We start from the raw sequence: 26,469 nt of genomic DNA on the forward strand, positions 1-26,469 counted from the left end.
GGCTGCGCGGCGGACAGCGGCAGGCCCGGCCCGGCCGTAGCTGCGCGCGAGTCGAGCCGGTCCGGCGGCGGCAGGGCCGAAGGCAGGTCGAGCCGGTCCGGCGGCGGCGGGGCGGGGGGCAGGTCGAGCAGGTCCGGCGCGCCGCGCAGCTCCGCCAGCAGGTCCGCAACCGCCTGCCGGCCGGCCGGCACACCCAGCCGGTCCCGCTCGGCCCGGGCGAACAGCGCCGGGCCGACCGCTGGGCGCTCGGACCCCGCCGCCCCGCCCTCGGTGTCGTACGCCCGGGCCAGGTCCCGCACGATCACCCCGAACGACCAGTCGTCGCAGACGATGTGGTGGACGACCAGCAGCAGCGCCACCGCGCGGCCGGTCTCGTCGGGGACCAGGTGGGCGCGGAGCAGCGGGCCGGTGGCGAGGTCCATGGGCGCCCGGGTGGCCTCGGCGGCGAGCCGGGTGAGCCGCTCGTCGAGCGGCGTGCCCGGGTCGGGCGGCACGACGACCGGCGCCGGATCGATGCAGGCGTGGACGTGCTGCACCGGCCCGTCCGGGCCGGCTGGGAAGACCGTGCGCAGGGCGGGGTGCCGGTCGACCACCCGTCGCAGCGCCCGGGCCAGCCGGTCCCCCTCCAGCGGCGTGGCGAACCGCACCGCGAAGGCCAGCAGGTAGGAGGTGTCGTCCGGGTCGAGCCGGTGCAGGAACCAGAGCCGGGTCTGCGCGGCGGAAAGCGGGGCGGGGCCGGCCGGCGCCGGGCCGGCCGGCTCCCCGGCCGGCGCCGGGGCGGCGGTCAGCCCGTCCAGGTGGGCGGCCAGCCCGGCGACGGTCGGGTGGGCGAAGAGGTCGCCCGGTCGGACCGGCCGGCCGGTCGCGGCGGCCAGCCGGGTGGCGCAGCGGACCGCGAGCAGGGAGTCGCCGCCGAGGGCGAGGAAGTCGCTGTCGGCGCCGGTGACCGGCACGCCGAGCACCTCGCGCCAGATCGCCGCCACCGCGCCGAGCGTCCCGTCGAGCGGCCCGGTGTGCGGCCCGGTGTGGGCGCCGAGGGTGGGGGCGGGCAGGGCCGACCGGTCCACCTTGCCGTTGGGCAGGGTGGGCAGCCGATCCAGCCAGACCACGGTCGCGGGGACCAGCGGCGCGGGCAGCACCCCCGCCAGCCGGGCCCGTACGTCGTCACGCCGCTCGCCGACCAGGTAGCCGACCAGCAGCGGGTCCCCGCTCGGCCCTTCCCGTACGGCGGCGGTCGCCTCGCGCACCCCGGGCAGCGCGGCGAGGCGGGCGGCGACCTCACCCAGCTCGATCCGGTAGCCCCGCAGCTTCACCTGGTCGTCGAGGCGACCCAGGTACGCCAGCTGCCCGTCCGGCCGCAGCCGGACCCGGTCACCGGTGCGGTACATCCGCTCCCCGGGCCGGAACGGGTCGGGCAGGAACCGGGCCCGGGTCTCCTCCGGCCGGTCGAGATAGCCCCGGGCCAGGCCCGCCCCGGCGAGGTGGAGCTCGCCCGGATCACCCGGCGAGACCGGCTGCCCCTCGGGGTCGAGGACGTAGGCCCGGGTCTGCGGCAGCGGACGGCCGATCGGCGGGTCCCCGCTGTCCGGTGGCACCTCCGCCCAGGTGGAGTAGGTGGTGTCCTCGGACGGGCCGTAGAGGTTGCAGAGCCGGCGTACGTGCGGGCGGGACCACACCCGGTCGGCCAGCGCGGCGGTGAGCGGCTCGCCGGCCAGGCAGACCGTGCGCACGCTCTCCGGCAGGGCGCCCGCGGTGAGCAGTTCCCCCATCGCGGAGGGAACGGTGTTGACCAGGGTGACGGGCAGCCGGTCCGCCGCCCCGGGGGCGGCGAGGGCCAGCACGTCGTCGACGAGGAGCACCCGGCCGCCCCAGCAGAGCGGGCCGAAGATCTCGAAGACGGACAGGTCGAAGCAGACGGAGGTGGCGGCGAGCATCCCGCCCAGTTCGGCGTCGTCGAAGGTCTGCCGGGCCCAGTGCATCAGCACCGACGCCGAGCGGTGCTCGATGGCCACGCCCTTGGGCCGCCCGGTGGAGCCGGAGGTGTAGATGAGGTACGCCAGGTCCGCCGGCGTCGCCGCCACCGCCGGGTCGGTGCCGTCCCCGCCCGGGTCGAGCCGGTCGACCGGGACGGCCAGCTCGGGGAACCGGTCGGCGAGGTCGGAGCGGGTCAGCACCAGCCGCACGCCGGAGTCGGCGGTCATGAAGGCCACCCGGGCCGGCGGGTACGCCGGATCCAGCGGGACGTAGCAGGCACCGGCCTTGAGCACGGCGAGCAGGGCGACCACCAGCTCGGGCGTCCGGGGCAGGCAGACGGCGACCCGTTCCTCCCGGGTCACCCCGCGCCGGAGCAGGACCCGGGCCAGCCGGTTCGCCGCCTCGTCGAGCTCGCGGTAGGACAGCGCGCGGTCGGCGTGCCGTACCGCCTCCGCCTCCGGGGTCCGGGCGGCCTGCGCGGCCACCATCCGGTGCAGGCAGTCCACGTCGGCGGTGCCACCGGTCGCGCGCCGGCCGGCGGCCCGGCGCGTCGGGCCGGCGGGTCGGGTGGGTGCGCTCACCGACGTGGACCTCCGCTCCTGAGCAGCGCGAGCTGGCGGTCGGCTTCCTCCTGCAGGCGGTCCTTGTCGGCGAGGACGATCGTGCCGGGGTCGTTGTCGGGCAGCTCGTCCTCGACGTTGCGGATCGGCTTGTAGGCGATGCCGACGAGGGCGAGGGCGAGGGAGCAGAGTCCGGCCACGATCGCCGCGAGGGCCATCCCGCGGCCCGGTCCGGTGCCGACGATCCCGGCCAGCACTCCGCCGGGCGACACCATCGGGGCGAAGACGTGCTCGGCGAGCGGGCCGGCGCTGAGGAAACCGGCCGGCACCATCAGCCAGGACAGCATCTGGCCCATGGACAGCACCCGGCCCTGCAGTTCCAACCCGACCTTGGCCTGCACGATGGCGAGCCAGTGGGTGTTCACCAGGGCCGTGGCCAGGCCCATGCCGAACAGGCCGAGGGTCGGGAACAGTGGGCTCGGGTGCAGGCCGACGGTGAGCAGCGACGCGCCGAGGAGCACGACGCTCGCCAGGATTCCGGTGGTACGCCGGGCCGTGCCGCCCCACACGCCCATCAGGACCGCGCCGACGAGCATGCCGACCCCGCTGGCGGCGAGCACCCTGCCGAGGACCGCCGGATCGCCGAACGACAGGGTCAGCGGGGTCACCAGGACCTCGACCAGAGCGAAGAAGTAGTTCAGCGACGCGGTCAGCACGACCAGGGCCACCAGTCCGTGCCGGCGGACGATGAACCGCCAGCCGCCCAGGACCTCCCGCCGGAACGGCTCCTCGCGCCGGACGAACAGGGTGTCCGGGAAGCGGACCGAGAGCGTGATGGCGACCGCGACGGCGAAGGTGAGCAGGTCGATGACGACGATGCCGGGCAGCCCGACCGCGATCACCAGGGCACCACCGACCAGCGGCGCCAGCACCGTGCTCGTCGCCGTGCCGAGGGAGACGATGCCGTTGGCGCGCCCGTAGTACCGCTTCGGTACCAGTTGCGTGACGGCCGCCTGGTAGGCGGGTTGCTGGAAGGCCGTCGCCACCGCGGTGACGGTGATGGCGGTGAACACGTGCCAGAGCTGGAGCTGGCCCCACCACAGCAGCAGTGCGAGGCTCACCGTGCCGGTGGCGGCCAGGCAGTCCGCGAAGATCATGATCAGCCGCCGGTCCCACCGGTCCGCCAGCGCGCCCGCGATCGGGGAGAGGACCACGGCGGGCAGCAGCGCCAGGACGGTGGCCGTGGCGAACAGCGACACCGACCCGGTCCGCTGGTAGACCCACAGGCTCATGCCGAAGCCGGTCAGTCCGCTGCCGATGAGCGAGACGAGTTGACCGATCGCGACCAGGTAGAACACCGTCAGGCTGGGCATCCCCCGGCTGGCCGCGGGTCGGTGAACCGCCGGGGTGACCGTCCGCTGCTCCGGCACCGGGCGGGGCGGACCGGCCGCAGTGTCCCCGACCGGCTGCTGCCGCTGCCCGGGCACCGCCGCCGTCGCGGTCGGCGCGCCACAGTTCGCGAGGATGATGCGCGCCACCTCGCCGGGCTGGTGCTTGGCGAAGTAGTGGCCGGCGCCCTCGATGACCTCCAGCGACACCCGGTCGGAGAAGAACTCCCACTCCAGGTACCGCTCCTCGTACAGCTCCGTGGCACGGTCACCGCTGCCGACGACGCAGACGATCGGGGCGGACAGTTTCCGGGGCAGACCGTTCGCGTAGACCTCGGTGTAGTAGTCCTCCCCCATCGCGGCGTCGGCCAGGACCACGCGCATGACGAAGTCCTTCTCGTTCTCGTCGAAGACCTCGGTGAAGAAGCCCATCGCGCGCAGCCCCTCCAGGGTCCGCCGCTTCGACGTCCAGCGCTCCATCGGAAACCACCGGCGCAGCCAGCTGAACACCCGGCCGGGCAGTCTCGGGGCGGGGAAGTGGGCGCCGATGACCACGCCGGTCAGCTCGACACCGGCCGCCTCGAGCCGGCGGCCCAGCTCCACCGCCTCCGCGCCGCCCATGCAGTGCCCGTACACGGCCACCGGACCGGTGATCTGATCGACGACCTCGGCCACGCAGCCGTCCACCAGCTCGTCCAAGCTCAGCAGGGGTTCGTCCGGGCGGTTCAGGTCGTGGCCGGGGCGCTCCAGGGCGTACAGCGCCACGTCCGGTGGGAGGGCGTCCGCCAGCGGCTGGAAGGTGATCGCGCTGCCGGCGGCGAACGGTACGCAGAGCAGCGTCAGCCGCGTCGGCGTGGCCGGCCGCGAGGGGGTCAGCTCGTGCAGCAGCCGTCCGGCGGAGCCCCCGGTCGCGTCCAGGTGTTCGGTCAACGACCGGATCGTCGGGTGGCGGAACAGGTCGAGGACGCTGATCGCCGGGTCGTTCCCGGCCAGTGCCTTGATGGCCTTGAAGGAGTCGCCGCCGAGGTCGAAGAAGTCGTCGTCGATGCCGACGCTGTCGTAGCCGAGCACCGCGGCCCACCGCTCGGCCAGGGCCTTCCGTAGCGGGGTGTCCGGCGGGGTCGCCCCGACGCTCACCCCACCACGTGCCGGCGCCGGCAGGGCGGCCCGGTCGACCTTGCGGTTGGCGCTCAGCGGCATCCGGTCGAGCACCACGAAGGCGGACGGGATCATGTAGTCCGGCAGGTAGGTGCGGGCGAAGGCCCGCCACGGGGCCGGGTCGACGTCGAAGTCGGGCACCGGGTCCGCTGCGGCGTCCGGCCCGTCCGCGTCGGCCGCCGCCCCGGTGGCCAGCGTCAGGTAGGCCACGATGCTCTTCTCACCGTCGTCCTCGCGGACCACCACCGCCGTGTCGCGTACCGACGGGTGGCGGCGCAGCACCGCCTCGATCTCGCCGAGTTCGATGCGGAATCCGCGCACCTTCACCTGCGAGTCGTCGCGGCCGACGAACTCGATGCGGCCGTCGGCCAGGTAGCGGCCGAGGTCCCCGGTGCGGTACAGCCGGCCGCCGCCGTTCGGGTCGGGCACGAACCGCTGCGCGGTGAGAGCCGGGTCGCCGAGGTAGTCGCGGGCCAGTCCCGCCCCGCCGAGGTACAGCTCACCCAGTACGCCCACGGGGGCCGGGGACATCCGCGGATCGAGCGCCTGGACGCGCATGTTGCCGATCGGGCGGCCGATGGTGAGGTGCGTGAAGCCGGGCTCGAGGCGTTCCATCGTGGACCAGACGGCGGCCTCGGTCGGGCCGTAGAGGTTCCACAACACGCCGACCCGCTCAGCCAACTGTCGGGCCAACGGGGCGGACACCGCCTCGCCGCCGCACACGGCCGTCAGGCCGGGCATCCCGGTCCAGCCGGACTCGATCAGCAGCCGCCAGGTCGCCGGGGTGCCCTGGGCCAGGGTGACCCCTTCCGCGACGAGCAGTTCGGCCAGCCGCGTCGCGTCGTAGGCGACGTCCCGACCCACCATCAGCATCCGGGCGCCGACGACGAGGGGCAGGAACAGCTCCGGTACGGACATGTCGAAGGCGAAGCTGGCCATCGCGAGCATCGTGCCGTCGCTGGTCAGCCCGGGCCGTTCGCGCATGGTGGCCAGGGTGTTGACGATCGCGCCGTGCGTCACCCGGACGCCCTTCGGCCGTCCCGTCGACCCGGACGTGTAGATCACGTACGCGAGGTGGTCCGGCCCGGCCAGCGGCTCCGGGTCGGTGTCCGGCTCCGCGTACGGCGCCTCGCCGCTGTGCACCACCTCGCCGGCGTACCCGGCGAACCGGTCGGCGAGGTCCGCCTCGGTGACCAGGACCGCGGCGGCGCTGTGGTCCAGCACGTACCGCTGCCGTTCGATCGGGTAGTCGGGGTCCAGCGGGACGTACGCGCCGCCCGCCTTCAGCACGCCGACCAGCGTGACCGGCAGTTCGGGCGAGCGGTTCAGACAGACGGCGACCGCGACGTCCGGACCGACGCCCGCCCGGCGGAGCCGGTGGGCGAGCCGGTTGGCCCGGGCGTTGAGCTCGGCGTAGCTGAGCGTGGTCGCCCCGAACGTCACGGCGGGCCGGTCGGGGTTCGTCGCGACCTGGTGTTCGATCAGCTCGACGAGGGTCGGCACGCGGTCCGGTGCCACCCCGTCCCAGCCGGGCGCGGTGGCGGTGTCGTTCCACTCGGCGATCCGGGTCAGCTCGGCGGGAGTGAGGACGGCCACGTCCGCCAGCCGGACGCCGGGGTCGGCCACGGCGGCGGCGAGCAGCGTCTCCAGGTGGCCCATCATCCGCTCGGCGGTCGCCGCGTCGAACAGGTCGGTGTTGTACTCCAACCGCAGCCGCAGCCCCTCGTCCACCTCGTACGCGTACAGCGCCAGGTCCTGCTGGGCGATGCCCGGCTCGACGGCGAACTGGGACATCCGCAGCCCGGTCGTCCCCAGGTCCCGCCGCTCGGGGACGTTCAGCAGGTTGAACATCACCTGGAACAAGGGGTTCCGGCTCAGGTCGCGGGGTGCGTCGACGAGGTCCACCAGCCGCTCGAACGGCACCTCCTGGTGGTCGTACGCCCCCAGCGCCGTGCGCCGTACCTGCCCGAGCAGCTCCTCGAAGGTCCAGTCGCCGTCGATCACGGTCCGCAACGGCAGCATGTTGACGAAGAAGCCGACCATCGGTTCGAGTTCGGCGCGGACCCGTCCGGCGACCGGCGTGCCGACGCAGATGTCGCGCTGGCCGGTGTAGCGCCAGAGCAGGGCCTTCAGCGCGGCCAGCACCGTCATGGCCAGGGTGGCGCCCCGGGCCTGGCTGAAGTGGCGCAGTTCGTCGGCGGCCCGCGGGGGCAGGACGCTGGTGCGGACGGCGCCGCGGAAGGTCTGCACGGGCGGCCGTGGCCGGTCGCTCGGCACCTCCAGGACACTCGCCACACCGTCGAGTTGCCGTCGCCAGTACCGCATGTCGTCGCTGTCGGTGTCCGCCATCCGGCCGCGCTGCCAGCGCGCGTAGTCGCCGTACTGGACGGCCAGTTCGGGCAGTGGCGAGGGGCGGCCGCCGAGGACGGCCTCGTAGAGCGTGGCCACCTCGCCGGCGACGACGCCGAGGGACCACCCGTCGGAGACGGTGTGGTGCATGGTCATCGACAGCACGTGCCGGTCGTCGGCGATCCGGAGCAGCACGGCCCGGAACAGCGGCCCGCGGGCCAGGTCGAACGGGCGTCGGACGTCGGCGGCCAGGGCGGCGTGCACCCACGGCGGCACCGCGTCGGCGACCGCCGACTCCACGATGCTGCGCACACCCGGCGCCGTTTCGTCGGCGTCCGCCGGCGCGGACACGACCGGCAGGTCGACCGCGCCCGGCGGCCGCACCTCCTGGACGGGGTCGCCGTCGGGGCCGAGCGGGAAGACGGTACGCAGCGACTCGTGCCGCCGGACCAGCTCGGCCAGCGCCCCGCGCAGCGCGTCGACGTCGAGGGTGCCGTCCAGCAGCAGTGTCGTGCCGACGGTGTAGGCGCTCTGCTCGTACGCCTGGTCGAGGAACCACAGCCGGTGCTGCCCGGAGGAGAGCGGCGCCGGGCCGGCGCCGGGGTCGGCGCGCGGGATGGCCGGCGCGGGGGGCGCGGCGGTGGGCTGCTCGACGGCGAGGGGTGCGGCGGCGACGGGCGGGGTGTCGGTCGCCGGCAGCGCCGCCGCGATGCCGGCGACGGTCGGCTGCGCGAAGACCGTCTCGAGCGGCAGCGCCACGCCGAGCCGGGCCCGGAGCCGCACGACGAACTGGGTGGCGAGCAGCGAATGCCCGCCCAGCTCGAAGAAGTTGTCGAGCGCCCCGATCGGCCGGATGCCGAGCAGCTCGGTCCAGATCTCCGCCACGCACTCCTGTTCCGGGGTGCTCGGCGCGACGTGGGCCGTGCTGAGGGCCGGCCGGTTGCCGGCGTCGACCGGCTCGGGCGCGTCCGGGCCGGCCGCGGGAGCGTCCGGCGGGGCGGGTGCGGGGTGCGCCGGGGTCGTCCGCGGCGCCGCGTCAACCCAGTACCGGTGCCGCTCGAACGGGTAGCCGGGCAGGGCCAGGCGGCGACGCGGGCCACCGTGGAACCGTTGCCAGTCCACCTGCGCGCCGGACAACCACATCCGGCCGACCGCGTCGAGCATCGTGGCGAGGTCGTCGGCGTCGTGGCGCGGATGCCGCATCGCCGCCACCACCTGGCCGGGCCGCAGGCCGGCCAACCGCGTCAGGCCGCCGAGGGCGTGCCCCGGACCCAGCTCCGCGAGGACCACGTCCTGCTCGGCGAGGAGCGCCGCCGACTCGGCGAACCGTACCGGCTCCCGCATGTGCCGCACCCAGTACGCCGGATCGGTGACCTGCCCCGGAGTGACCGGGCCGCCGGTCAGGTTGGTCAGGTAGGGGCGCTCGGGTTCGGCCAGGGCGACCTGGCGGACGTGGCCGGCGAACTCGTCGAGCACCGGGTCGAGCAGGGCGGAGTGGTAGCCGCGGGTGACCCGCAGCGGCCGGCAGTCGACCGCGTCGGCGGTCAGCCGCAGGCGGAGCGCCTCGATCGCCTCCGGAGGGCCGGACAGCACGCACAGCTCCGGAGCGTTGACCGCCGCCAGCGACACGTTCGCGTCCAGCAGCCCGGCCACCGCGGTCTCGGGCAGGCTCACCGCGAGCATCGCCCCGGCCGGGGTCCGCTCGACCAGCTCACCGCGGGCGCACACCAGGCGCAGCGCGTCGGCCAGGGAGAAGACGCCGGCCAGGCACGCGGCGACGTACTCGCCGAGGCTGTGCCCCACCATCAGGTCCGGGGTCACGCCCCGGGCGAGCAGCGTCCGGGCGAGCGCGTACCCGGTGACGAAGAGCGCGGGCTGGACCAGCCGGGGCCGCGCGAGCAGCCGCTCGGCCTGCTCGTGGCCGTCGGGCGACGGGCAGAGCAGCGTACGCAGGTCGAGCCCCAGGTCGTCGCGGAGCAGCTCGGCGCATTCGTCCACCACGGACCGGTAGGTCGGCTCCGCGCGGTAGAGGCCGGCGCCCATCGCCACGTGCTGGGCGCCGTGCCCCGGGAAGGCGAACACCAGCGGCCGCCGGCCGCCGGGGTGGGTGCCGGTGAACTGCCGCTGCGGCGAGTCGAGGGCGGCCAGCGCGTCGGCGCGGTCCGCCACGACGACGAAGCGTCGGTGGGTCATCGACTGGCGCCGGCCCAGGTTGGCCGCGACGTCGGAGAGGTCCACCTCGGGATGCCCGTCGAGCCAGTCGCGGACCTGGCGGGTCTGCCGCTCCAGCGACTCGACCGTACGGGCCGACACGACCAGCAACTGCGGTCCCGCGGCCGGGGCGGCCGGCGGCGCCGCCGTGGCCGGCGGTTCCTCCAGTACGACGTGGGCGTTCGTGCCGCCGATGCCGAACGAGCTGACCCCTGCTCGGCGCGGGCCGTCGGCGAGCCAGGGGCGGGCGGTGTCGTTGAGGTAGAACGGGCTGCCCTCGAAGTCGATCGCCGGATTGGGCCGGCTGACGTTGATCGTCGGCGGCAACGTACGGCTCCACAGCGCCATGGCCGTCTTGATCAGACCGGCGACCCCGGCCGCGGCGTCGGTGTGCCCGATGTTGGCCTTGACGGAGCCGAGGGCGCAGAAGCCGCGGTCGTCGGTGCCGCGCCGGAACGCCTCCGTCAGCGCGGTCACCTCGATGGGGTCGCCGAGGCTCGTGCCCGTCCCGTGGGCCTCCACGTAGCTCACCGAACGGGGGTCCGCGCCGGCCGCGGCCAGCGCGCTGCTGATCACCTCGGCCTGGCCGTCGACGCCCGGCGCGGTGTACCCGGTGCGGCGGGCCCCGTCGTTGTTGATGGCCGAGCCGCGGATCACCGCGTAGATCGTGTCGCCGTCGGCGACGGCGTCCTCCAGCCGTTTGAGCGCGACGATGCCGACTCCGCTGGATTCGATGCTGCCGCGCGCGTCGGCGCTGAACGGGCGGCAGTGCCCGTCGGGCGAGTAGATCCCACCGTCGTGGTAGAGGTAGCCGCGGCGCTGCGCGGGGAAGACGCTCACCCCGCCGGCCAGGACCAGGTCTGACTCGCCGGTCAGCAGGCTCTGCCGGCCGAGGTGCACGGCCACCAGCGAGGTCGAGCAGGCCGTGGCGACGGTGACCGCGGGGCCGGTGAGGTCGAGCTTGTAGGCGACCCGGCTGAGCAGGAAGTCCTTGTCGTTGCTGATCGACAACTGGTGCTCGCCGATGGTGCTGGTCAGCTCCGGGTGGCTGCTCAGGTGGTCGAGCAGGTAGCTGCTGCGCCCCGACCCGGCGAAAAGGCCGATCCGTCCGGGGTGGCCGGACGGGTCGTAACCGGCGTGCTCCAGCGCGTGCCAGGCGCACTCGAGCAGCAGCCGGTGCTGCGGGTCGAGGGTCTGCGCCTCGCGGGGGGTGATGCCGAAGAAGGCCGCGTCGAACTGGTCGATCCCCGGCAGGTGGGTGCCGGCTCGGACGTACGCCGGGTCGTCGAGCCGGGTCGGGTCCGCCCCGTCGGCCAGCATCTCCTCGACGCTGAACTCCCCCACCGATTCCACCCCGGTGCGGATGTTGTGCCAGTACTCGTCGAGCGTCCGCGCGCCGGGGAAGCGGCAGGCCATGCCGACGACGGCGATCATTCCGCCGGGCTGGCCGGTGTCGTCGCTCGCGCCGGCGCGTACGACGCGGGCCGGCGCGGCCCCCGGGCGCGGGGCGGCCGGAGCGGTCGCCGCACCGGTGGTGGCGGTGGTCAGGAACGCCGCCAGCGATTCGACCGTGGGATGCCGGAACAGGTCGGTGACCGTGACGACGTCGCCGAGCTGTGCGCGCAGCCGCTCGAGGACGGCCAGCAGGCGCATCGAGTGGCCGCCGAGGTCGAAGAAGTTGTCCCGCACCCCGACCCGCCCGACGCCGAGCACGTCGCGCCACACGTCCACGACCAGCCGCTCGAGGCCTATCCGGGCGGTGTCCCACTGCGCCGGGCCGGGGGCGGCGGGCGCGGTCACCGGCTGTTCCGGTGCCGCGGGCGGATCCTGCTCGGGTGCCGATCGCTGCCGCGGCACGTCCCGACCGGGAGCGGGCAGCGCAGCGGCGTCCACCTTCCCGTTGCCGGTCAGCGGCAGCGCGTCGAGGAAGACGAACGCGGCCGGAACCAGGTAGCACGGCAGCTCGGCGGCGAGGGCCGTGCGGAGGGTCGCGGCGTCGTGCTCCGCCCCACCCGCCACGTACGCGACGAGCTGCGGGTCGTCGGGGTCGTCCCGGCGTAGCTGCACGGTCACGTCACAGGCGGGCAGGCACCGTCGGACGGCCGCCTCGATCTCGCCGCACTCCACGCGGAAGCCGCGCAGCTTGACCTGGTTGTCCGTGCGGCCCAGGTACTCGAGGTTCCCGTCGGGGCGCATGCGCACGAGGTCGCCGGTGCGGTACAGCCGCGCGCCGGGGACGGTCGAGAACGGGTGCGGGACGAACCGCTCGGCGGTCAACCCGGGCTGGTGGAGGTACCCGCGCGCCACGCCGGCTCCGCCGACGTACAGCTCGCCGACCACGCCCGCCGGGACCGGGTTCAGCCACCCGTCGAGCACGTACAGCTCCGTGTTGGCGATCGGCCGTCCGATGGGGACGGAGCCGTCGGCCGGGGTGGTCGGGTCGACCTCGTACGCGGCGCAGCCGACCACGGTCTCCGTCGGCCCGTACTCGTTGACCAGCGCGGTGGCGGGCGAGTGGGCGCGCCAGGGTGCCACCTGGTCGGCACGCAGGTTCTCGCCGCCGATGACGAAGCACCGGGTGCGGTCGGCCATCTCGGCGGGGCTGAGCTGGTGGTTGACGAGGTCGAGCTGGGCCGGGGTGATCTTGACCAGCCCGAACGCGGTCCGCTGGTGGCGCAGCGCCTCGCCCAGCGCCTCCGGGCCGAGGTGTTCGCCGATCATCAGCACGGTGGCCCCGCTGGTCAGCGGGACCAGCAGGCTCGTGACGGTCAGGTCGAACCCGATCGACGAGTGCAGCGGGACCGTGTCCCCGGGCTGCAGCCGGTAGGCCTGGGCGGCCCAGCGCACGTAGTTGCACACGCCGCGATGGGTGACCATGACACCCTTGGGGCGGCCGGTCGACCCGGAGGTGTGGATGACGTACGCGAGGTCCTCCGCCGACGGCGTCGGCCGTCGGCGCGGCCGCCGCTTAGGCCCCCCGCCGGAGCCGCCGGCGCCCCGACCGGGATCGGCCCGCGTGACCGGCGTGTCCAGGCCGGGCACCAGCAGCGCCCTGCCGTCGGGCACCAGGTGCGCCAGCTCGGCGCAGGTGAGGACGACCGGGGCGGCGGTGTCCTCGACCAGGTACCGCAGCCGGGCGGGCGGGTTGGCCGGATCCATGGGTACGTAGGCCGCGCCGGTCTTCAGCACGGCGAGGACCGCCACGGCGAACGGCACCGAGCGCGGCAGGAGCAGACCCACCAGGCCGCCCACGCCGACGCCCCGCTGGCGCAGCGTCTCCGCCAGCGCCTCGGCCCGCGTGTGCAGCTCGCGATAGCTCAGCGCGGTGTCGCCGTCGGTCACCGCCACGCCGTCGGGGGTTCGGCGCGCCTGCCGCTCGATCAGCAGGTGGACCAGGTCGTCCGGCTCGGCGGGGGTGGCGGTCCGGTTCCACTCCCCGACGAGCTGCCGGTACTCGTCGGGGGTGAGCATCGCGGCCGAGCCGACCGGCGCGCCCGGGTCGGCCACCAGCGACCGCAGCAGCGTCTGGAAGTGCCCGGCGAGGCGGACCATCGCGTCGTCGTCGAACAGGTCGGTGCGGTACTCCAGCACGGTCCGCAGGCCGTCGCCGTTCTCCCGGACCGAGACGGTGAGGTCGAACTTGGCGGTGTCGCCGGGTACCTCGAGCGGGATGACGTCGAGGCCGTCGAGGCGCGGCGGTGTCGCCTCGCGGCCGTACACGAACATCACCTGGAACAGCGGGCTGTAGCCGGGCTGGCGGGCCGGGCTCAGCGACTCGAGCAGCGCCTCGAAGGGAAGCTCGGAGTTGCTCAGGCCCTCGAGGACGGCGGTGCGGACCCGCCCGAGCAGCGTCTCGAACGACGGGTCGTCGTCCAGCCGGGCCCGGATGGCGACGGTGTTCAGCAGCAGCCCGACGAGTTTCTGCGCCTCGGCCCGCTGCCGGCTGGCCACCGGCGTGCCCACCACGATGTCGCGCTGCCCCGTCCACCGTGCCAGCAGCACCTGCAGCGCGGCGAGCATGACCATGTACGGGGAGACGCCCACCCGCTGGCAGAGCGTCATCAGCGCGTCCGTGGGCAGGTCCAGCGGGAACGACCGGGTGGACCCCGCGCTGGACGGTACGACGGGCCGAGGCCCGCGGGTGGGCAGTTCGAGGACGGCGGGCGCGTCGGCGAGTTGGGCCCGCCAGTACGCGCGCTGGCCGGCTGCCTCCGCACCGCTGAGCCAGTCGTGCTGCCAGGCCGCATGGTCGCGATGGTCGACGTCGACCGGGTCGAGGTCCGCCGGCCGTCCCGTGCGGTGTGCGGTGTAGAGGCGTTCCCACTCGTCGTGCAGGATGCCGAGCGACCACTCGTCGATGGCGACGTGGTGCATCGTCAGCAGGAGCACGTGCTCTTCCGGCGCGCAGCGCAGCAGGCCGGCGCGCAGCACCGGTCCGCGTTCCGGGTCGATCGGGGTGCGCGCCTCGGCGTGGATCCGTGCCTGCAGCTCCTGGTCGCGTTGCCACGTCGGCAGCCCGCTCAGGTCGTGCACCCGCAACAGCCCAGGGCGCGGCTCGTGGACCACCTGGACCAGGCGCTGCGCCGCATCGTCCACACCCGACGGCCCGGTCGTGGCGTCCGCCGCCGGCGCGAGAGTGGTGCGCAGGGCGGCGTGCCGGGCCACCAGCGCGTCGAGCGCCGCCGACAACGCCGCCACGTCCAGCGGCCCGTGGAGCCGGTACGCCAGCGGCACCAGGTAGCTGGCCGTGGGGTCGAGGCGGCTCAGCTGCCACATCTGGCGTTGCGCATACGAGGCCGCGGCCGGGGCGGGGGCAGCGGAGTCGACCCGAAGCGGCCCGACGGGCGTCACTTGCCGGAACCTCAGGACGTCGGTCACCGCGTCCGCCTCCTATCCCCCAGCACCGGCCGGAGGAGCGCCGCCAACGCGTCGGCCCGATCCACCAGTTGCTCGTAGTCCAAAATCCCGAACCTGTCGATGACGGCCGGTTGACGTGGGGTCAGCTCGGCATGGTGGAGCGCAGCCCCGGATACGGTGCCGGGATGCGCTGGCACGACCGGCCGGCGGGTTGATCCCGCAGGTCGGAACGTACCCGTGGCAGCCCCCGGGGGCAGTCGTTGATGTGACAGATGCAGATCAATTGATGCGAGAAGCTGTTCCACATCATGACATCGATGATCTTGGTGGGGGATCCCCGGATCGTGCCAGCCGTCGATGCGTTCGGCCGAAGCCGTTACACGTTCGTCTATGTTTTCCCTCGGCGGCGACATCTATGACGCGCCGGGCGAGCACCTCCCACGCCGCGTCGGACGGCGAGGTGTGGACCGGGTGGTCGGCGGCGACCAGCCGGCGACCGCTTCAGCAGGGGCCGCCGGTCTCCCAGTTCAGCTTGCCGCTGCCGAACGGCACCACCCCGGGCTTGAGCGTCTGCGGGATGCTCCAGTTGCCGGCCGCCACGTACCAGGAGTCACCGCAGTTGCCGGGGAGGACGAGTCGCATCGTCCAGGTCGGCGCCGACCGGTCCAGATGGTGCACCTGGGACCGGTACAGCTTCGCGCCGCCGTCCGCGGTGCGGCTGTAGGTGGCCCAGAAGACCCGGATCCGCTCACCCGGGCAGAGCTGGTTGCTCCACTCGCCGTTGGTCCGAGCCGCGACCGTGACAACTCCGTCGGTGAAGAGCTGGACCACGTCCACCACCCCGGCCGGGGTGCAGCTCGGCCTGGGGGTGGTGGCCGTCGCGGCGGGCGGCGAGGCGGGCGCTGTGGTCGACCGGGCTGCTGCGGGCCGCCGGGCCGGGGTCGACGTGCGCGCGACAGTGGCCACGGGGGTCGCCGCGCGGGAGGCAATGGCCGTGGGGGTTGCCGTACGGGCGGCATCGGGGGTCGCGCTCGGGGTGACGGCACCGGCGGTCCCCCGGGGCGAGATCGGCGCGACAGCGGGCCGGGCCGGTGCACGCTCCGGATCGGATCCGGTCACGATGATCGTGATGAGCGGCACCGCGAGGGCGGCGGCGAGCCCGGCGGCCGGTAGCAACCAGCGCCGCCGTGCTCTGCTGAGCTCGCGCGCGTCGCTCGGGTGAGGTGGCTCGGACATGCGGGCTCCGGAGAAGGTGAACAGGACTCCGCCGGAGCGGTGCGTGGATCTTACTGTCGTCGGCCCGAAGTTGGGGGGGTGCGCCACCTGGTGTCAGCGCCGGTCGAGCTCGGCCTGGAGCCGCTGGATGAGCGTCTTGCGACCCTTGCCGTCGCGCTCGTCGGCGAGTGCGGCCTTGAGTTGCGGCGTGTCGAGGCCGCGGACGAGCTTGGCTGCCTCGGAGACCGGCAGCTCCGACAGTCGTCCGGCCGACGTGGCCTTCTTGCGGGCACGTTTGGCCGGCTCGGTGTTGGCTACGTACTGCTTGCCGGATCGGGACGCGGCCCGCTTCTTGGTGTCGGTCGCGCGCTTCTCGTCGTCCGAGAGCTGCTCCCAGGCTCGCTCGGGTAGGTAACGACTCGTCGTGCCGCCGCGCCGTGCTCGAGTGTCGCCCTCTCTGGTCTGCCAGTGTTCGGCGCCCCACCGCTGCAGGGACTTCTGTCGCTCGTCCTTGGCGCCCAGGTATCCCCCGCCGCGCTTCTGGTACTCCTGAGTGAGCAGCTGCGACTTGCGGGCCGACCACTGCCCCTGCTTGCCGCCCTTGTCGGAAGCCTTGATCTCTTCCTTGATCTGCTCCCTGAGTTCGGGCTCCGTGTACCGCGCCATGGCTGGCAGCTACCCGGGGCCGCGGCGCGTATGCCTCCCGCGCCCAACCCCGTCGATTCGTGCGGCTACGGGCCGAACGTGAAGACGTACGCGCGGAAGCCGGGTTGGCTGGCGACGAGGGTCAGCAGGTGGTCGTCCCGGGATGCGCCGGCGACGAGCCGGATCATGCCTGCCCGGTCGATCTGCGCGATCGCGTCCGGGTCGACGCCCGCACCGCGCTCGTCGCCGATCGGTCCCCCGTCGAGCAGCACCCTGACCGCGGCCTCCCCGGCGGGTCCCGGGTCGACGACGATGTTCACCTCGCCGGCGTTGAAGGGCAGGGCGAGCTCGCCGATGCCGCTGGCGAGCTCGACGTACTCGCCGGTGCTGCGCCAGTCGCCGGTCAGGGCGAAGGTGCCCGGCACCCCCCGGTCGGCGCCGAGGTACGTCTCGAGCGTGATGCCCACGTAGGAGGGCTCCCCGGTCGTGGCGAAGGCCATCGCCTCGGGGCTGACCGGCGGCAACCTGGTCCCGGGCGCCCTGACCTCGAGGAGCCGTCTGATCTCCGACTCCACCCGCTCGTAGCTGCCCTCTCCGACCCACCGGTCGACGAGTCCTCCGTCCGCGTCGAAGAGGTACTTCGCCGGCCAGGCGTCGTTGCCGAGGGCCCGCCAGAACGTGAAGTCGTTGTCGAGCGCGACGGGATAGGTGAGTCCGTGGTCGCGGATCGCCCGGTCGATGTTCTCGGGGCTCTTGCCGAACTCGAACTCGGGCGCGTGCACGCCGATGACGGTCAGGCCCAGGTCGGCGTAGTCGCGGTGCCACGCCTTGACGTAGGGCGCGGTGCGGATCCAGTTGATGCAGGTGTACTCCCAGATGTCCACCAGGACCACCCGGCCGTGCAGCGCATCGGGGGTCAGCGGCGGGGAGTTGACCCACCGCTGGACGCGCACAGCGGGCAACCGCATCGTTGCGCCCTTCACCGCAGCGACCGGGCGGCCGCCCGGAACGAACGCACTGCGGCCGCAGCGGACATGAAGGATTCCCCATTCCTCTGATCACATGGCGATGCACGGCCCGGAAAGTGGTAGCGCCCGGCCGAGTCAGCTCCGGCGAAGCAGCGGCTGGACCGGCCGGCGAGAAGAAGCCTCCTCGGCCCCGCTGAGGCTCCGTGCCATGGCATCCCCAGCGTAGCCGCGGCCGGGGACGTGCGTGCCCGGAACGCCGCCGCTGCCACCACAGAGCCTCGATCCCCGCCGCGGCCGCGCATTGCTGCTGGTGCACGGCTGGCCGCAGACCCGGCGTCGCCCGGTCCATGCCGCGTGTGACGGGGCGTGTTGGGTACTCCGCTGCAGCCCGCCGGCAGGAGGGACCCTGGCCGACCGCGCCGGGCCACCACCGGCGGATCACCCGAGGAGTACGCCTGATGACCATCGCCGGACGGGGGCGGATCTCGCCGAATGCTTCCCTGTTCCTGCTCGCCTCGATCCTCGTGTCGTTCGTGGCCGCGTCGGCGGCCCCGACCCCCCTCTACGGGATCTACCAGGCGCGCTGGCACTTCTCGCCGATCACGACCACGGTGGTGTTCGCCGTCTACGCCATCGCGGTGCTGGCGTCCCTGCTCACGTTGGGCAAGCTGTCCGACCATCTCGGGCGCCGGCCGGTCCTGCTCGTCGCGATCGCGGTCCAGGGAATCGCGCTGGTCGTCTTCATCTTCGCCAACGGCGTACCCACGCTGGTGGCCGCCCGCGTCGTGCAGGGAGTCGCGGCCGGCGCCGCCACCGGCGCCGTCGGCGCCGCCATGCTCGACATCAACCGCCCACGCGGGACACTGGCGAACTCGATGGCCCCGGGCATCGGCACCGGTACCGGGGCCCTGCTCTCGGCGCTGTTCATCCAGTTCCTGCCCGCGCCGACGCGACTGGTCTTCGTCGTCCTGCTCGTCATCCTGCTGATCCAGGGTCTCGGCGTCGTGCTGATGCCGGAGACGGTCACGCCGATGAAGGGAGCGCTGCAGAGCCTGCGGCCGGAGATCAGGCTGCCCCGCCCCGTGCGCGGGCCGGTGCTGGTCGTCGCTCCGGTGGTCTTCGCCGTCTGGGCGCTGGCCGGTTTCTTCGGCGCGCTCGGCCCGGCGCTCGCGCGCGCCCTCATGAACACCTCGATCGTGACCGCCGGCCTGCTGCTCTTCGTCTTCGGCATGGTCGGGTCCATCACCGTTCTGCTGCTGCGCAACGCCCCCGCGCGAACCGTGATGCTCATCGGAATCGCCGCCCTCGTCCTGGGCATGATCATCACGTTGGTGTCGGTCACCACCGAATCCATCCCCGGCTTCTTCCTCGGTCTCGCGCTCAGCGGCGTCGGCTTCGGTGGCGGCTTCCAGGGCAGCCTCAAGACGGTCATGCCGCTGGTCGAGGCGCACCAACGGGCCAGCGTGCTCTCCCTGCTCTACGTCGTCAGCTACGTCGGCTTCGGGCTACCCACCGTCATTGCCGGCTTCCTCGTGGTCTACGCCGGCGGCCTGCCCCGGACCGCCAACGAATATTCCGTCGCGGTCATCCTGCTCGCCCTGGTCGCCCTGTTCGGGCTCCGCAGGGCCAGCCGGACGTCACCCGGCTGACCCGTCCGGTGGCGATCGCCGGCCGGGTGGTGACGGCGACTCGGCTGGGCGGCCTCTCGCCCGGACGGCGTCGGCGACGGCGATCCCGGCCAGGACCGCGGTGGCGGCGAGGGCTGCCAGCAGCGGCGGTACGAGCAGTAGCGCCGGTGTCAGGACGGCCAGCACGAGCAGGCCGATCAGCCGATCGCGGGAGACGCGGGTGAAGACCTGGTACTCGAAGACGGCACGCCCGACCACGAAGAGCGAAGGCCCACCGAGGATGACGGCGATCCAGGCCAGGGTGGTGTGCCCGGACGGGTGGGCGATGACGAGTTCGACGCCGACGGCGGTGAGGACGACGCCGGCCACCATGGGCAGGTGAGCGACCAGGGCCGATCGGGCAACGCGGTCCGGGTCGGGCGCTGCGGCGATGGCAGCGGGCAGCAACTCCCCCGCGCGGTAGATGTAGATCCGCCACAGCAGCACCGTGGTGAAGAAGGACACCACGGCCGCCGCGGTCCGGTCGGGCGCGAAGCCAGTGCCCCACAGGGTCGAGCCGGCCACCAGGATCAACTCGCCGAGCGCGATGATGAAGAGCTGCCGGTACCGCTCGGCCAGGTGCTCGGGCACGATGGGCCACTCCGATGAGGGTGGGCGGCCCAGCCCCGGCGTGGGGTAGCGGAGTACGCCAGCCAGGTAGTCCACGGTGACCGCGAGTGCCCACAGCGCCCCTCGCGCCGTCTCGTGCGCGAGCGCCCCCGCGATCCACGGCACGGCGGACACGCCGAACCAGAACAGCACCCGCAGGCTCCTGCGCTGTGCCTCGTGTCCCCGCAGGGCGACGACGAGGAAGAGGTGACGGCCGAGGTGGATGGCGACGTACAGCCCGGCGATGACGAGGCCCTGGCTGCCGAACGCGTCGGGCAGCGCGACCGCCATCATGAAGGTGCCGAGCATGGTGGCGATGACCAGCACCTGTATCGCCATCCGCCGCGGGTCGTACAGGTCGGTTATCCACGCCGTGTTGGTCCAGATCCACCACACCGCGAGCAGCAGCACCAGCGTCTGGAAGGCCCCGCTCCAGGTGAGGTCCTGGATCAGCCCGTGGGAGAGCTGGGTGATCACCAGGACGAACACCAGGTCGAAGAACAGCTCCAGGAAGGTTGCCTGTTTCGGCTCCCCCGGCCTCCGCAGCAGCTCGCGCGCCATGCTGGTCATCCGCCCGCCCGTCGGCACCCGATCACGCGGTGGCCGCCCTCATGACCGCCCCGGTGAGCCACCCGAGCGCAGTGAGCTCGCGTACTAGGCCCTGGAGGCGCCCACCGCCACCGTGTCGCGGTACGGGGCCAGGAACGCGGTCAGCGCCGCCAGCATCTCGTCGGGAGCCTCCTCGGCGACGAAGTGGCCGGCGCCGGGAATGACCAGGCTCTGCACATCGTCGGCGACGAGTTTCACATTGTCCCCGACGTGTTCACCGAAGCTCGCCGCTCCGCCGATCGCCAGGACGGGCATGGCGAGCCGCTTGGTCTTCCGCTGCCCGTCCTGCGCGATGGTCGTATCGAGCGCCCGGTACCAACCGAAGCTGCCGCGCAGGGCGTCGGGGTCGGAGAGGAGACGGACGTAATAGTTGATCACGTCGTCGGGGAGCTTCCTGGCGGCCGCGTCGAACTCCCAGCGAAAGAAGACGTCCTCCCGTCCCTGGACGAGCTGTTCGTTGATCTTGTTGAGCCGGTTGAAGCCGAGGTGCCAGAGTCGGTCGTTGAGCGGCCCGGGGGCGAACAGGGGCGGTGAGGGAGCCGTCCCCGGGGACCCGGGGATCTCGGCGAGGACCGCACGGTCGACCCGTTCCGGGTGGTCCGCAGCCAGCGCGTAGCTGATCGTGAATCCGGTGTCGTGGCCGATCACGGCGAACCGCTCGTGGCCGAGCGCGTCCATCAACGCAATCAGGTCCCCCGCCTGCGTGCCGGTGTCGTACCCGCCCTCGGGCTTGTCGGAGAGCCCCATGCCGCGCTGATCAACCGCGATGACCTCGAAGTCCCGGGCCAGCGCCGGCATCAGCAGGCGCCACGCGTACCAGCTTTCCGGCCAGCCGTGCACCAGCAGCAGCGGCGGCCCGTCGCCTCCGATGACCGCGTGCAGGCGCACCTCACCGGCGTCGACGTACCGGCTGGTGAAGGTGTCGGTGAACCCGGCCGGAAGCTGCGGCGCCTGCGAGACGGAGCCGGGGCCCTCCGCGACGGGATACCGGCTGGACGATGAGGCCACGACGATTCCTTTCCCCACATCTCGGCGGTGTCGGCACAGGATCGATGCCCACCCGACCACCGTCGCGCCGCCCATTCCTGGCTCGACGCTGAGAAACTCCCGGCCGTAGACCTGCTCCCCGGCCCTGGGGGCGTCACGACTTCACGATATGCAGGCAGACCCGGACGCCAGGGAGAGACGGGGGAATTACTCCTCGACGACTGGTCAGGCATCGTCGCCGCCGGAACGGGAATCGGAGAGCCGCCAGCAGCACCGACGGAGGAGACGTCATGACGGACCCAGCACGCAGCGGGTCGAATCGCCCCCGCCCAGCAGATTCGCCGCTGCCGGCGCGGGACGTCGCGCCGACGGACGGCGGCTTCGCCGTCGTGGAGATGTTCACCTCCCAAGGCTGCTCGAGCTGTCCTCCGGCGGAGGAGGTGCTGACCGAGATCGAGCGCGACGCCCGGAGGCGGGGAGAGCCCGTCTTCGCGCTCGGCTTCCACGTCGACTACTGGGACGACCTGGGCTGGCCCGACCGGTTCGCCGACGAGGCGTACACGGCGCGGCAGGAGGCGTATGCGCGCGCCTTCGGCTCCCGGGGGTTGTACACCCCGCAGATGGTCGTCAACGGCACCGTCGAGTTCGTGGGCTCCGACCGTCGCACGGCGGCGACCGCGATCGCGTCCGCGCTGAGGTCGGCAGCCACCACGCCGCTCGCACTCTCGGTCCAGGACGCCGCCGGTGGCACGGCCGGCGGGCACCGGGTCGTGGTGGACTACCAGACCGAGCGACCGCCGGAGCGGGCGGTGGTGAACGTGGCGATCGTGGAACGTGGCCTGGTGAGCGACGTCGCCCGGGGTGAGAACGCCGGGCGGACGCTGCGGCAGGACAACGTGGTGCGCGCCTTCACGTCGGTGGGTCTGGACGCCGAGCGTGGACGGGTGGAGCTGGAGCTTCCGTCGGATCTGGATCCTCGACAGGCCTCGGTGGTGGGCTACCTGCAGAACGACGGTGACAAGGCCATCGTCGGCGCCGCGGCTGTCGACGTGTCCGCCGAACCTGGGTGAGAGCTGCCGAGGTGACGGCGGCACCGTCGAGCTCCCGCCCCGGCCTCCTGGGCGAAGCGGCCCGCCGTCGGGCCCTGGTCTCGTAGCGTGGAGTCCGAGCTGGCCCGACCGGTGTCTGCCGCCCGGCGGAGCGCACCAGCGGATCAGGGAGCAGGAGGAGCAGATGCCGGTCGCGGTGCCCGAGGTGATCGACCGCTACTACCGGGCGATCAACGACGGCGACCTGGACGCCTTCGTCGCGTGTTTCGCCGACGACGCCACGGTCGCCGACGAGGAGCGGCTCCACGAGGGCCCGACCGCGATCAGGGCGTGGCGCGAGCGGACCATGGCGGCCTACGCCTACACGGCCGAGCCGCTCGGGGTGCAGCCGGAGGCGGGCGACTCGTACGTGGTGACCGCCCGGGTGTCGGGCACGTTCCCCGGCAGCCCGATCGAGCTGCGCCACCGCTTCACGCTGCGGGACGACCGGATCGGCGCGCTGGACATCCGCCCGTAGCCGGACCGCCGCGCCATCCGGTGACGGCCGCGCGTCACGCCTTGACCGGCCGTTGTTCGGTCAAGCAACTAGGATGGCGGCATGTCGAGCACTCCCCCAGCCCTGCGGCCCCTCACCCCCGACGAGGAGGCGCTCGTCCGCTCTCTTGGCCAGATGATGTACGTCCTGCCCCGGACGATCGACGCCGACATGATCGGCGAACGCCAGCTGCCCCTCACCGAGTACACCGCCCTGCGGAACCTCTCGGAGGCGCCGGGCCGCCAGCTGCGGATGAGCGAACTCGCCGCGGCCTGCCAGCTCTCCCTGAGCGGGATGACCCGTACGGTCAACCGCCTCGAGTCCCAGGGCCTGGTCGAGCGGGTGCGGAGCGGGGAGGACGCCCGTGGCTGGAACGCCGTCCTCACCGATGCCGGCTTCGCCCGCCTGGAGGAGTCCTGGCCGAGCCACCTGGCCGCGGTGCGGCGGCGGTTCCTGGACCACTTCGAGGGCTTCGACCTCGTCCAGTTGGCCCGGGCGTTTCAGCGGGTCGGGACGGCCGACTGAGCCAGGCCGTGCTCACTCGCCACCGAGCAACCGCTCGAACGGCATCGGATCGGCGAACGGGTCGACGGGAGCGGGCGGATCGCGCCGGTCCACCTCGCGGGCCAGTTCGCCGGCCGCCCGATCGATCCGGTGCGGCAGCGAACCCTGTGCCGCGTCGCCGGCCCCCCAGTCCTCGGGCGCGGCGAACACCGCGGTGGGCACCACGACCGCGCGCAGATAGGTGAAGAGCGGCCGCAGCGCGTGCTCCAGCACCAGCGAGTGACGCCCCGTCCCTCCGGTGGCGGCGACCAGCACCGGCTTGTCGACCAGGGCGGCGTCGTCGAGCACGTCGACGAACATCTTGAACATTCCGTTGTACGACGCGGAGAACGTCGGCGTCACCACGACGAGCGCGTCGGCACGCCGGACGATGCCGTGCACCCGCTCGAGCCGCTCCGACGGGTACCCGGCCAGCAGGTTGTCGACCAGGTCGTGCGCGTGGTCGCGCAACTCGATCAGCTCGACGTCGACCTCGGCGCCGAGCCGCCCCAGCTCGCGGCGGACCGCCTCGGCCAGCCGGTCGGCGAGCATCCGGGTCGACGACGGCTGCCGCAGGCCGGCCGCCACGACGGCGATGGTGCGCTTCATCGAACCCGCTCCACGGCACCGGCCTGCGCCGCGGCCTTCAGCGAGGCGTGGGTCGGTGCGTCCGGGACGTGGGCGGGGCGGCCCACCGCGAACTCCTTGCGCAGCACCCGCACGACCTCGCCCAGCATCTCGATCTGCTCCAGCACGGTCCTGCGGGGTACGCCGATCCCGTCGACGTTGAAGAGTTGCCGCTGGTAGTCGCCGCCGGCGTACTCCCGGAAGGCCAGGGTCCGGTCGATCACCTGCTGCGGGCTGCCGACCAGGAGCGCCGTCCGCCTCATCGTCTCCTCCAGCGACGGCCCGTGCCCGTAGGCCGCGGAGTTGTCGAAGTACGGGTGGAACTCCCGGACCGCGTCCTGCGAGTTCTTCCGCATGAACACCTGCGCGCCCAGGCCCACGATCGCCTCGTCCGCCGGGCCGTGCCCGTGGTGCTCGAACCGCCGGCGGTAGAGCGCGACCATCCGCTGGACGTGCTCCTTGGGCCAGAGGAGGTTGTTGTGCAGGAACCCGTCGCCGTAGTAGGCGGCCTGCTCGGCGATCTCCGGGCTACGAATCGAGCCGTGCCAGACGAACGGCGGCACCCCGTCCAGCGGCCGCGGGGTCGAGGTGAAGGACTGCAACGGCGTACGGAACCTGCCCTCCCAGTCGACCACCTCCTCGCGCCAGAGCCGGCGCAGCAGGTCGTAGTTCTCGACCGCGAGCGGGATGGCGTTGCGGATGTCCTGGCCGAACCAGGGGTAGACCGGGCCGGTGTTGCCACGCCCCATGATCAGGTCGACGCGGCCGTCGGCCAGGTGCTGGAGCATCGCGTAGTCCTCGGCGATCTTCACCGGGTCGTTGGTGGTGATCAGCGTGGTCGAGGTGGACAGAATGATCTTCTCGGTCCGGGCCGCCACGTGACCGAGCAGGGTGGTGGGCGAGGAGGGGATGAAGGGTGGGTTGTGGTGCTCGCCGATGGCGAAGGCGTCGAGCCCCACCTCCTCGGCCAGCGTCGCGTACTCCACCACGGCCTTGATCCGTTCGTGCTCGGACGGCATCCGCCCGGTCACCGGGTCGCGTGCCACGTCCCCCACGCCAAAGATTCCGAACTGCATCGAGCTGCCCGCCTCCCTCGTACCGGTCGCACCTGACGCTCATCTGCAACCCGGGGAGGTGCGGGCGAGATTCCTTGACTGAGCAAGCACTTGTGTGGTGCCGATCACCATCGACCGCTCGGGCGCTCACACCTTGGCGGTGCGCACCTCGCCGGCGCGGTGCAGGGCGAAGCCGGTGACCACGCCCACGGCGACGATCACGGTGAGCAGCACGAACGTCGTGACCGGGGGCAGGTCGAGCAGCACCACCGCGGCTACGGTCGGCACCCCCAGTCCGGGCCAGATCACTGCCGCCCGGACCCGCCGGGAGAGCGCCGCCTGCATGACGGCGGCGCTGAGCAGGTAGCCGGCCAGGCCCACCGCCAGGACCCCGCGGGTACCGGCCGACAGGTGGTCGTCCTCGGCGTGCACGATCGCGTGATCCAGCCCGACCGCCACGGCGGCCAACGCGATCGCCATCGGCAGATGCAGGTAGACGTAGACGTCGTGGACGCCCCGCGGGGTGGTCTCGCCGCCCTCCTCGACCAGGCGCCGTTTCGCGGCACCGCCGGAGAGGTCGAAGTAGGACCACCACAGGCCCGCGACCACGACGAACGCGAGAGCGGCGGTGAGCACCACCGAGGGCCGCCAACCCCCGTCGTGTACGCCGGTCACGGCGGCGGCCACGGACTCTCCCAGCACCAGGATGATGAAGAGGGCGAAGCGCTCCGGCAGGTGCTCCATGTGCAGCGGCGCGGTGTCGCGCAGTCGGGAGACGGCGAGCGGCCCCAACTGGTCGACCAGGACGCCGATCCCCCACAGCACGTACCGGCCGGGCGCCGCCACGGCCACCGACGCCAGCCAGATCACCGCCCCCAGACCGTGGGAGAGCAGGTACGGCCGGATGGTGGAGCGAGAGTCGGCGACGTGCCACCAGGCACGCAGGTAGCCGACGATGAGCACCAGCCGGACCAGCGCGTACGCCAGGGCGAACCACCGCCCGGTCTGCTCATCGATGCCGTCGACGGAGGCCGCCATTCCCACCACCCCGGCCATCGCGGTCAGGGTGAGCAGCCGGAACACCGCGTCGTCGGTGTCGAAGCGGTTCGCGTACAGGGTGGTGCTGGCCCAGGCCCACCAGCCGATGCTGACCACCGCCGCGAACTGCAGCCCACCGGTCCACGTCTCGTCCGCGGCGAGCAGGTCGGTGCAGCGCTCCACGAAGATCACGAACGCCAGGTCGAAGAAGAGCTCCAGCCGGGTGGCCGAGCGGTTGGGCGTCCGGTTGATGTCGGGCGGGCGTACCGGCTCGATCTGCTCGGCCTCCTCCTCGTCGAGGCGTCGGCGTTCCGCACCGTCCAGCTTCGGTCGTACGTCGCTCATCGCGCTCCCCAGCGTCCACATCCTCCGGTCAGTGGATCACGGCAGCGGGCCGGGCGCTCGGTGCCCGCTCTACCCGGCGC

Annotated in this window: 15 protein-coding genes; 5 read left to right on the forward strand and 10 right to left on the reverse strand. The window is 73.1% G+C overall.

Features of this window, described 5'->3' with window-relative positions; translation table 11 throughout:
• The 3 genes from V6U81_RS19055 to V6U81_RS19065 form a co-directional block, all read right to left on the reverse strand.
• Positions 1–2,555: amino acid adenylation domain-containing protein (locus V6U81_RS19055; protein ID WP_334491129.1), on the reverse strand; the 2,555-nt coding region annotated here is incomplete at its 3' end.
• Positions 2,552–14,518: a non-ribosomal peptide synthetase/type I polyketide synthase gene (locus V6U81_RS19060; RefSeq protein WP_334491131.1), complete on the reverse strand. Its 11,967-nt coding sequence runs from the start codon at positions 14,516–14,518 to the stop codon at positions 2,552–2,554. The genes V6U81_RS19060 and V6U81_RS19055, both read right to left, overlap by 4 nt.
• A gap of 480 nt (positions 14,519–14,998) precedes the next feature.
• Positions 14,999–15,337: a hypothetical protein gene (locus tag V6U81_RS19065; RefSeq protein ID WP_334491133.1), complete on the reverse strand. Its 339-nt coding sequence runs from the start codon at positions 15,335–15,337 to the stop codon at positions 14,999–15,001.
• A 10-nt stretch (positions 15,338–15,347) separates the two neighbouring features.
• Here V6U81_RS19065 and V6U81_RS19070 point away from each other — a divergent pair, with 10 nt between their 5' ends.
• Entirely contained in the window at positions 15,348–15,719 is a 372-nt protein-coding gene (locus V6U81_RS19070) for a hypothetical protein (RefSeq protein ID WP_334491134.1), read from the forward strand.
• 107 nt (positions 15,720–15,826) lie between these two features.
• Here V6U81_RS19070 and V6U81_RS19075 read toward each other — a convergent pair whose 3' ends face one another.
• Together V6U81_RS19075 and V6U81_RS19080 are read right to left on the reverse strand one after the other, a co-directional pair.
• Positions 15,827–16,378, reverse strand: a complete 552-nt coding sequence (locus V6U81_RS19075) for a DUF5872 domain-containing protein (RefSeq protein ID WP_334491135.1) — start codon at positions 16,376–16,378, stop codon at positions 15,827–15,829.
• Positions 16,379–16,443: 65 nt separating this feature from the next.
• On the reverse strand, positions 16,444–17,310 hold the full coding sequence (locus V6U81_RS19080) for a redoxin family protein (RefSeq protein WP_334491136.1): 867 nt from the start codon (positions 17,308–17,310) through the stop codon (positions 16,444–16,446).
• A gap of 473 nt (positions 17,311–17,783) precedes the next feature.
• On the opposite strand from V6U81_RS19080, the gene V6U81_RS19085 reads away from it, so the two are divergent.
• Complete coding sequence (locus V6U81_RS19085; protein WP_334491137.1) at positions 17,784–18,974, forward strand: MFS transporter; 1,191 nt, start codon at positions 17,784–17,786, stop codon at positions 18,972–18,974.
• Here V6U81_RS19085 and V6U81_RS19090 read toward each other — a convergent pair.
• Positions 18,963–20,171 (reverse strand): low temperature requirement protein A, encoded by a 1,209-nt coding sequence (locus V6U81_RS19090; RefSeq protein WP_334491138.1) that lies wholly within the window; start codon positions 20,169–20,171, stop codon positions 18,963–18,965. The genes V6U81_RS19085 and V6U81_RS19090 overlap by 12 nt on opposite strands.
• An 84-nt stretch (positions 20,172–20,255) precedes the next feature.
• Positions 20,256–21,218 (reverse strand): alpha/beta fold hydrolase, encoded by a 963-nt coding sequence (locus V6U81_RS19095; protein WP_334491139.1) that lies wholly within the window; start codon positions 21,216–21,218, stop codon positions 20,256–20,258.
• A 269-nt stretch (positions 21,219–21,487) separates the two neighbouring features.
• On the opposite strand from V6U81_RS19095, the gene V6U81_RS19100 reads away from it, so the two are divergent.
• From V6U81_RS19100 to V6U81_RS19110, 3 genes are all read left to right on the forward strand, one after another.
• Positions 21,488–22,267, forward strand: a complete 780-nt coding sequence (locus V6U81_RS19100; protein ID WP_334491140.1) for a DUF1223 domain-containing protein — start codon at positions 21,488–21,490, stop codon at positions 22,265–22,267.
• 163 nt (positions 22,268–22,430) lie between these two features.
• Positions 22,431–22,763, forward strand: coding sequence for a nuclear transport factor 2 family protein (locus tag V6U81_RS19105; RefSeq protein ID WP_334491141.1), 333 nt, complete (start codon positions 22,431–22,433; stop codon positions 22,761–22,763).
• A gap of 81 nt (positions 22,764–22,844) precedes the next feature.
• Positions 22,845–23,306 (forward strand): MarR family winged helix-turn-helix transcriptional regulator, encoded by a 462-nt coding sequence (locus V6U81_RS19110; RefSeq protein WP_334491142.1) that lies wholly within the window; start codon positions 22,845–22,847, stop codon positions 23,304–23,306.
• A gap of 12 nt (positions 23,307–23,318) precedes the next feature.
• Here the strand turns inward: V6U81_RS19110 and V6U81_RS19115 are convergent, their stop codons facing one another.
• From V6U81_RS19115 to V6U81_RS19125, 3 genes are all read right to left on the reverse strand, one after another.
• Complete coding sequence (locus V6U81_RS19115) at positions 23,319–23,933, reverse strand: FMN reductase (protein ID WP_334491143.1); 615 nt, start codon at positions 23,931–23,933, stop codon at positions 23,319–23,321.
• Positions 23,930–25,027: an LLM class flavin-dependent oxidoreductase gene (locus V6U81_RS19120; protein ID WP_334491145.1), complete on the reverse strand. Its 1,098-nt coding sequence runs from the start codon at positions 25,025–25,027 to the stop codon at positions 23,930–23,932. Before V6U81_RS19120 ends, V6U81_RS19115 begins: the two co-directional genes overlap by 4 nt.
• A 126-nt stretch (positions 25,028–25,153) precedes the next feature.
• A complete protein-coding gene (locus V6U81_RS19125; RefSeq protein WP_334491147.1) occupies positions 25,154–26,389 on the reverse strand; it encodes a low temperature requirement protein A in 1,236 nt (411 codons plus the stop codon).
• Between the last annotated feature and the right edge of the window lie 80 nt (positions 26,390–26,469).

Source organism: Micromonospora lacuserhaii (assembly GCF_036902735.1).
Classification (GTDB): domain Bacteria; phylum Actinomycetota; class Actinomycetes; order Mycobacteriales; family Micromonosporaceae; genus Micromonospora.

Excerpts from the sequence above, each read along its gene's own strand:
- V6U81_RS19075 (WP_334491135.1), bottom strand. The coding sequence starts at position 16,378 with ATGGCGCGGTACACGGAGCCCGAACTCAGGGAGCAGATCAAGGAAGAG.
- V6U81_RS19085 (WP_334491137.1), top strand. The coding sequence starts at position 17,784 with ATGACCATCGCCGGACGGGGGCGGATCTCGCCGAATGCTTCCCTGTTC.
- V6U81_RS19090 (WP_334491138.1), bottom strand. The coding sequence starts at position 20,171 with ATGACCAGCATGGCGCGCGAGCTGCTGCGGAGGCCGGGGGAGCCGAAA.
- V6U81_RS19100 (WP_334491140.1), top strand. The coding sequence starts at position 21,488 with ATGACGGACCCAGCACGCAGCGGGTCGAATCGCCCCCGCCCAGCAGAT.
- V6U81_RS19105 (WP_334491141.1), top strand. The coding sequence starts at position 22,431 with ATGCCGGTCGCGGTGCCCGAGGTGATCGACCGCTACTACCGGGCGATC.
- V6U81_RS19110 (WP_334491142.1), top strand. The coding sequence starts at position 22,845 with ATGTCGAGCACTCCCCCAGCCCTGCGGCCCCTCACCCCCGACGAGGAG.
- V6U81_RS19115 (WP_334491143.1), bottom strand. The coding sequence starts at position 23,933 with ATGAAGCGCACCATCGCCGTCGTGGCGGCCGGCCTGCGGCAGCCGTCG.
- V6U81_RS19120 (WP_334491145.1), bottom strand. The coding sequence starts at position 25,027 with ATGCAGTTCGGAATCTTTGGCGTGGGGGACGTGGCACGCGACCCGGTG.
- V6U81_RS19125 (WP_334491147.1), bottom strand. The coding sequence starts at position 26,389 with ATGAGCGACGTACGACCGAAGCTGGACGGTGCGGAACGCCGACGCCTC.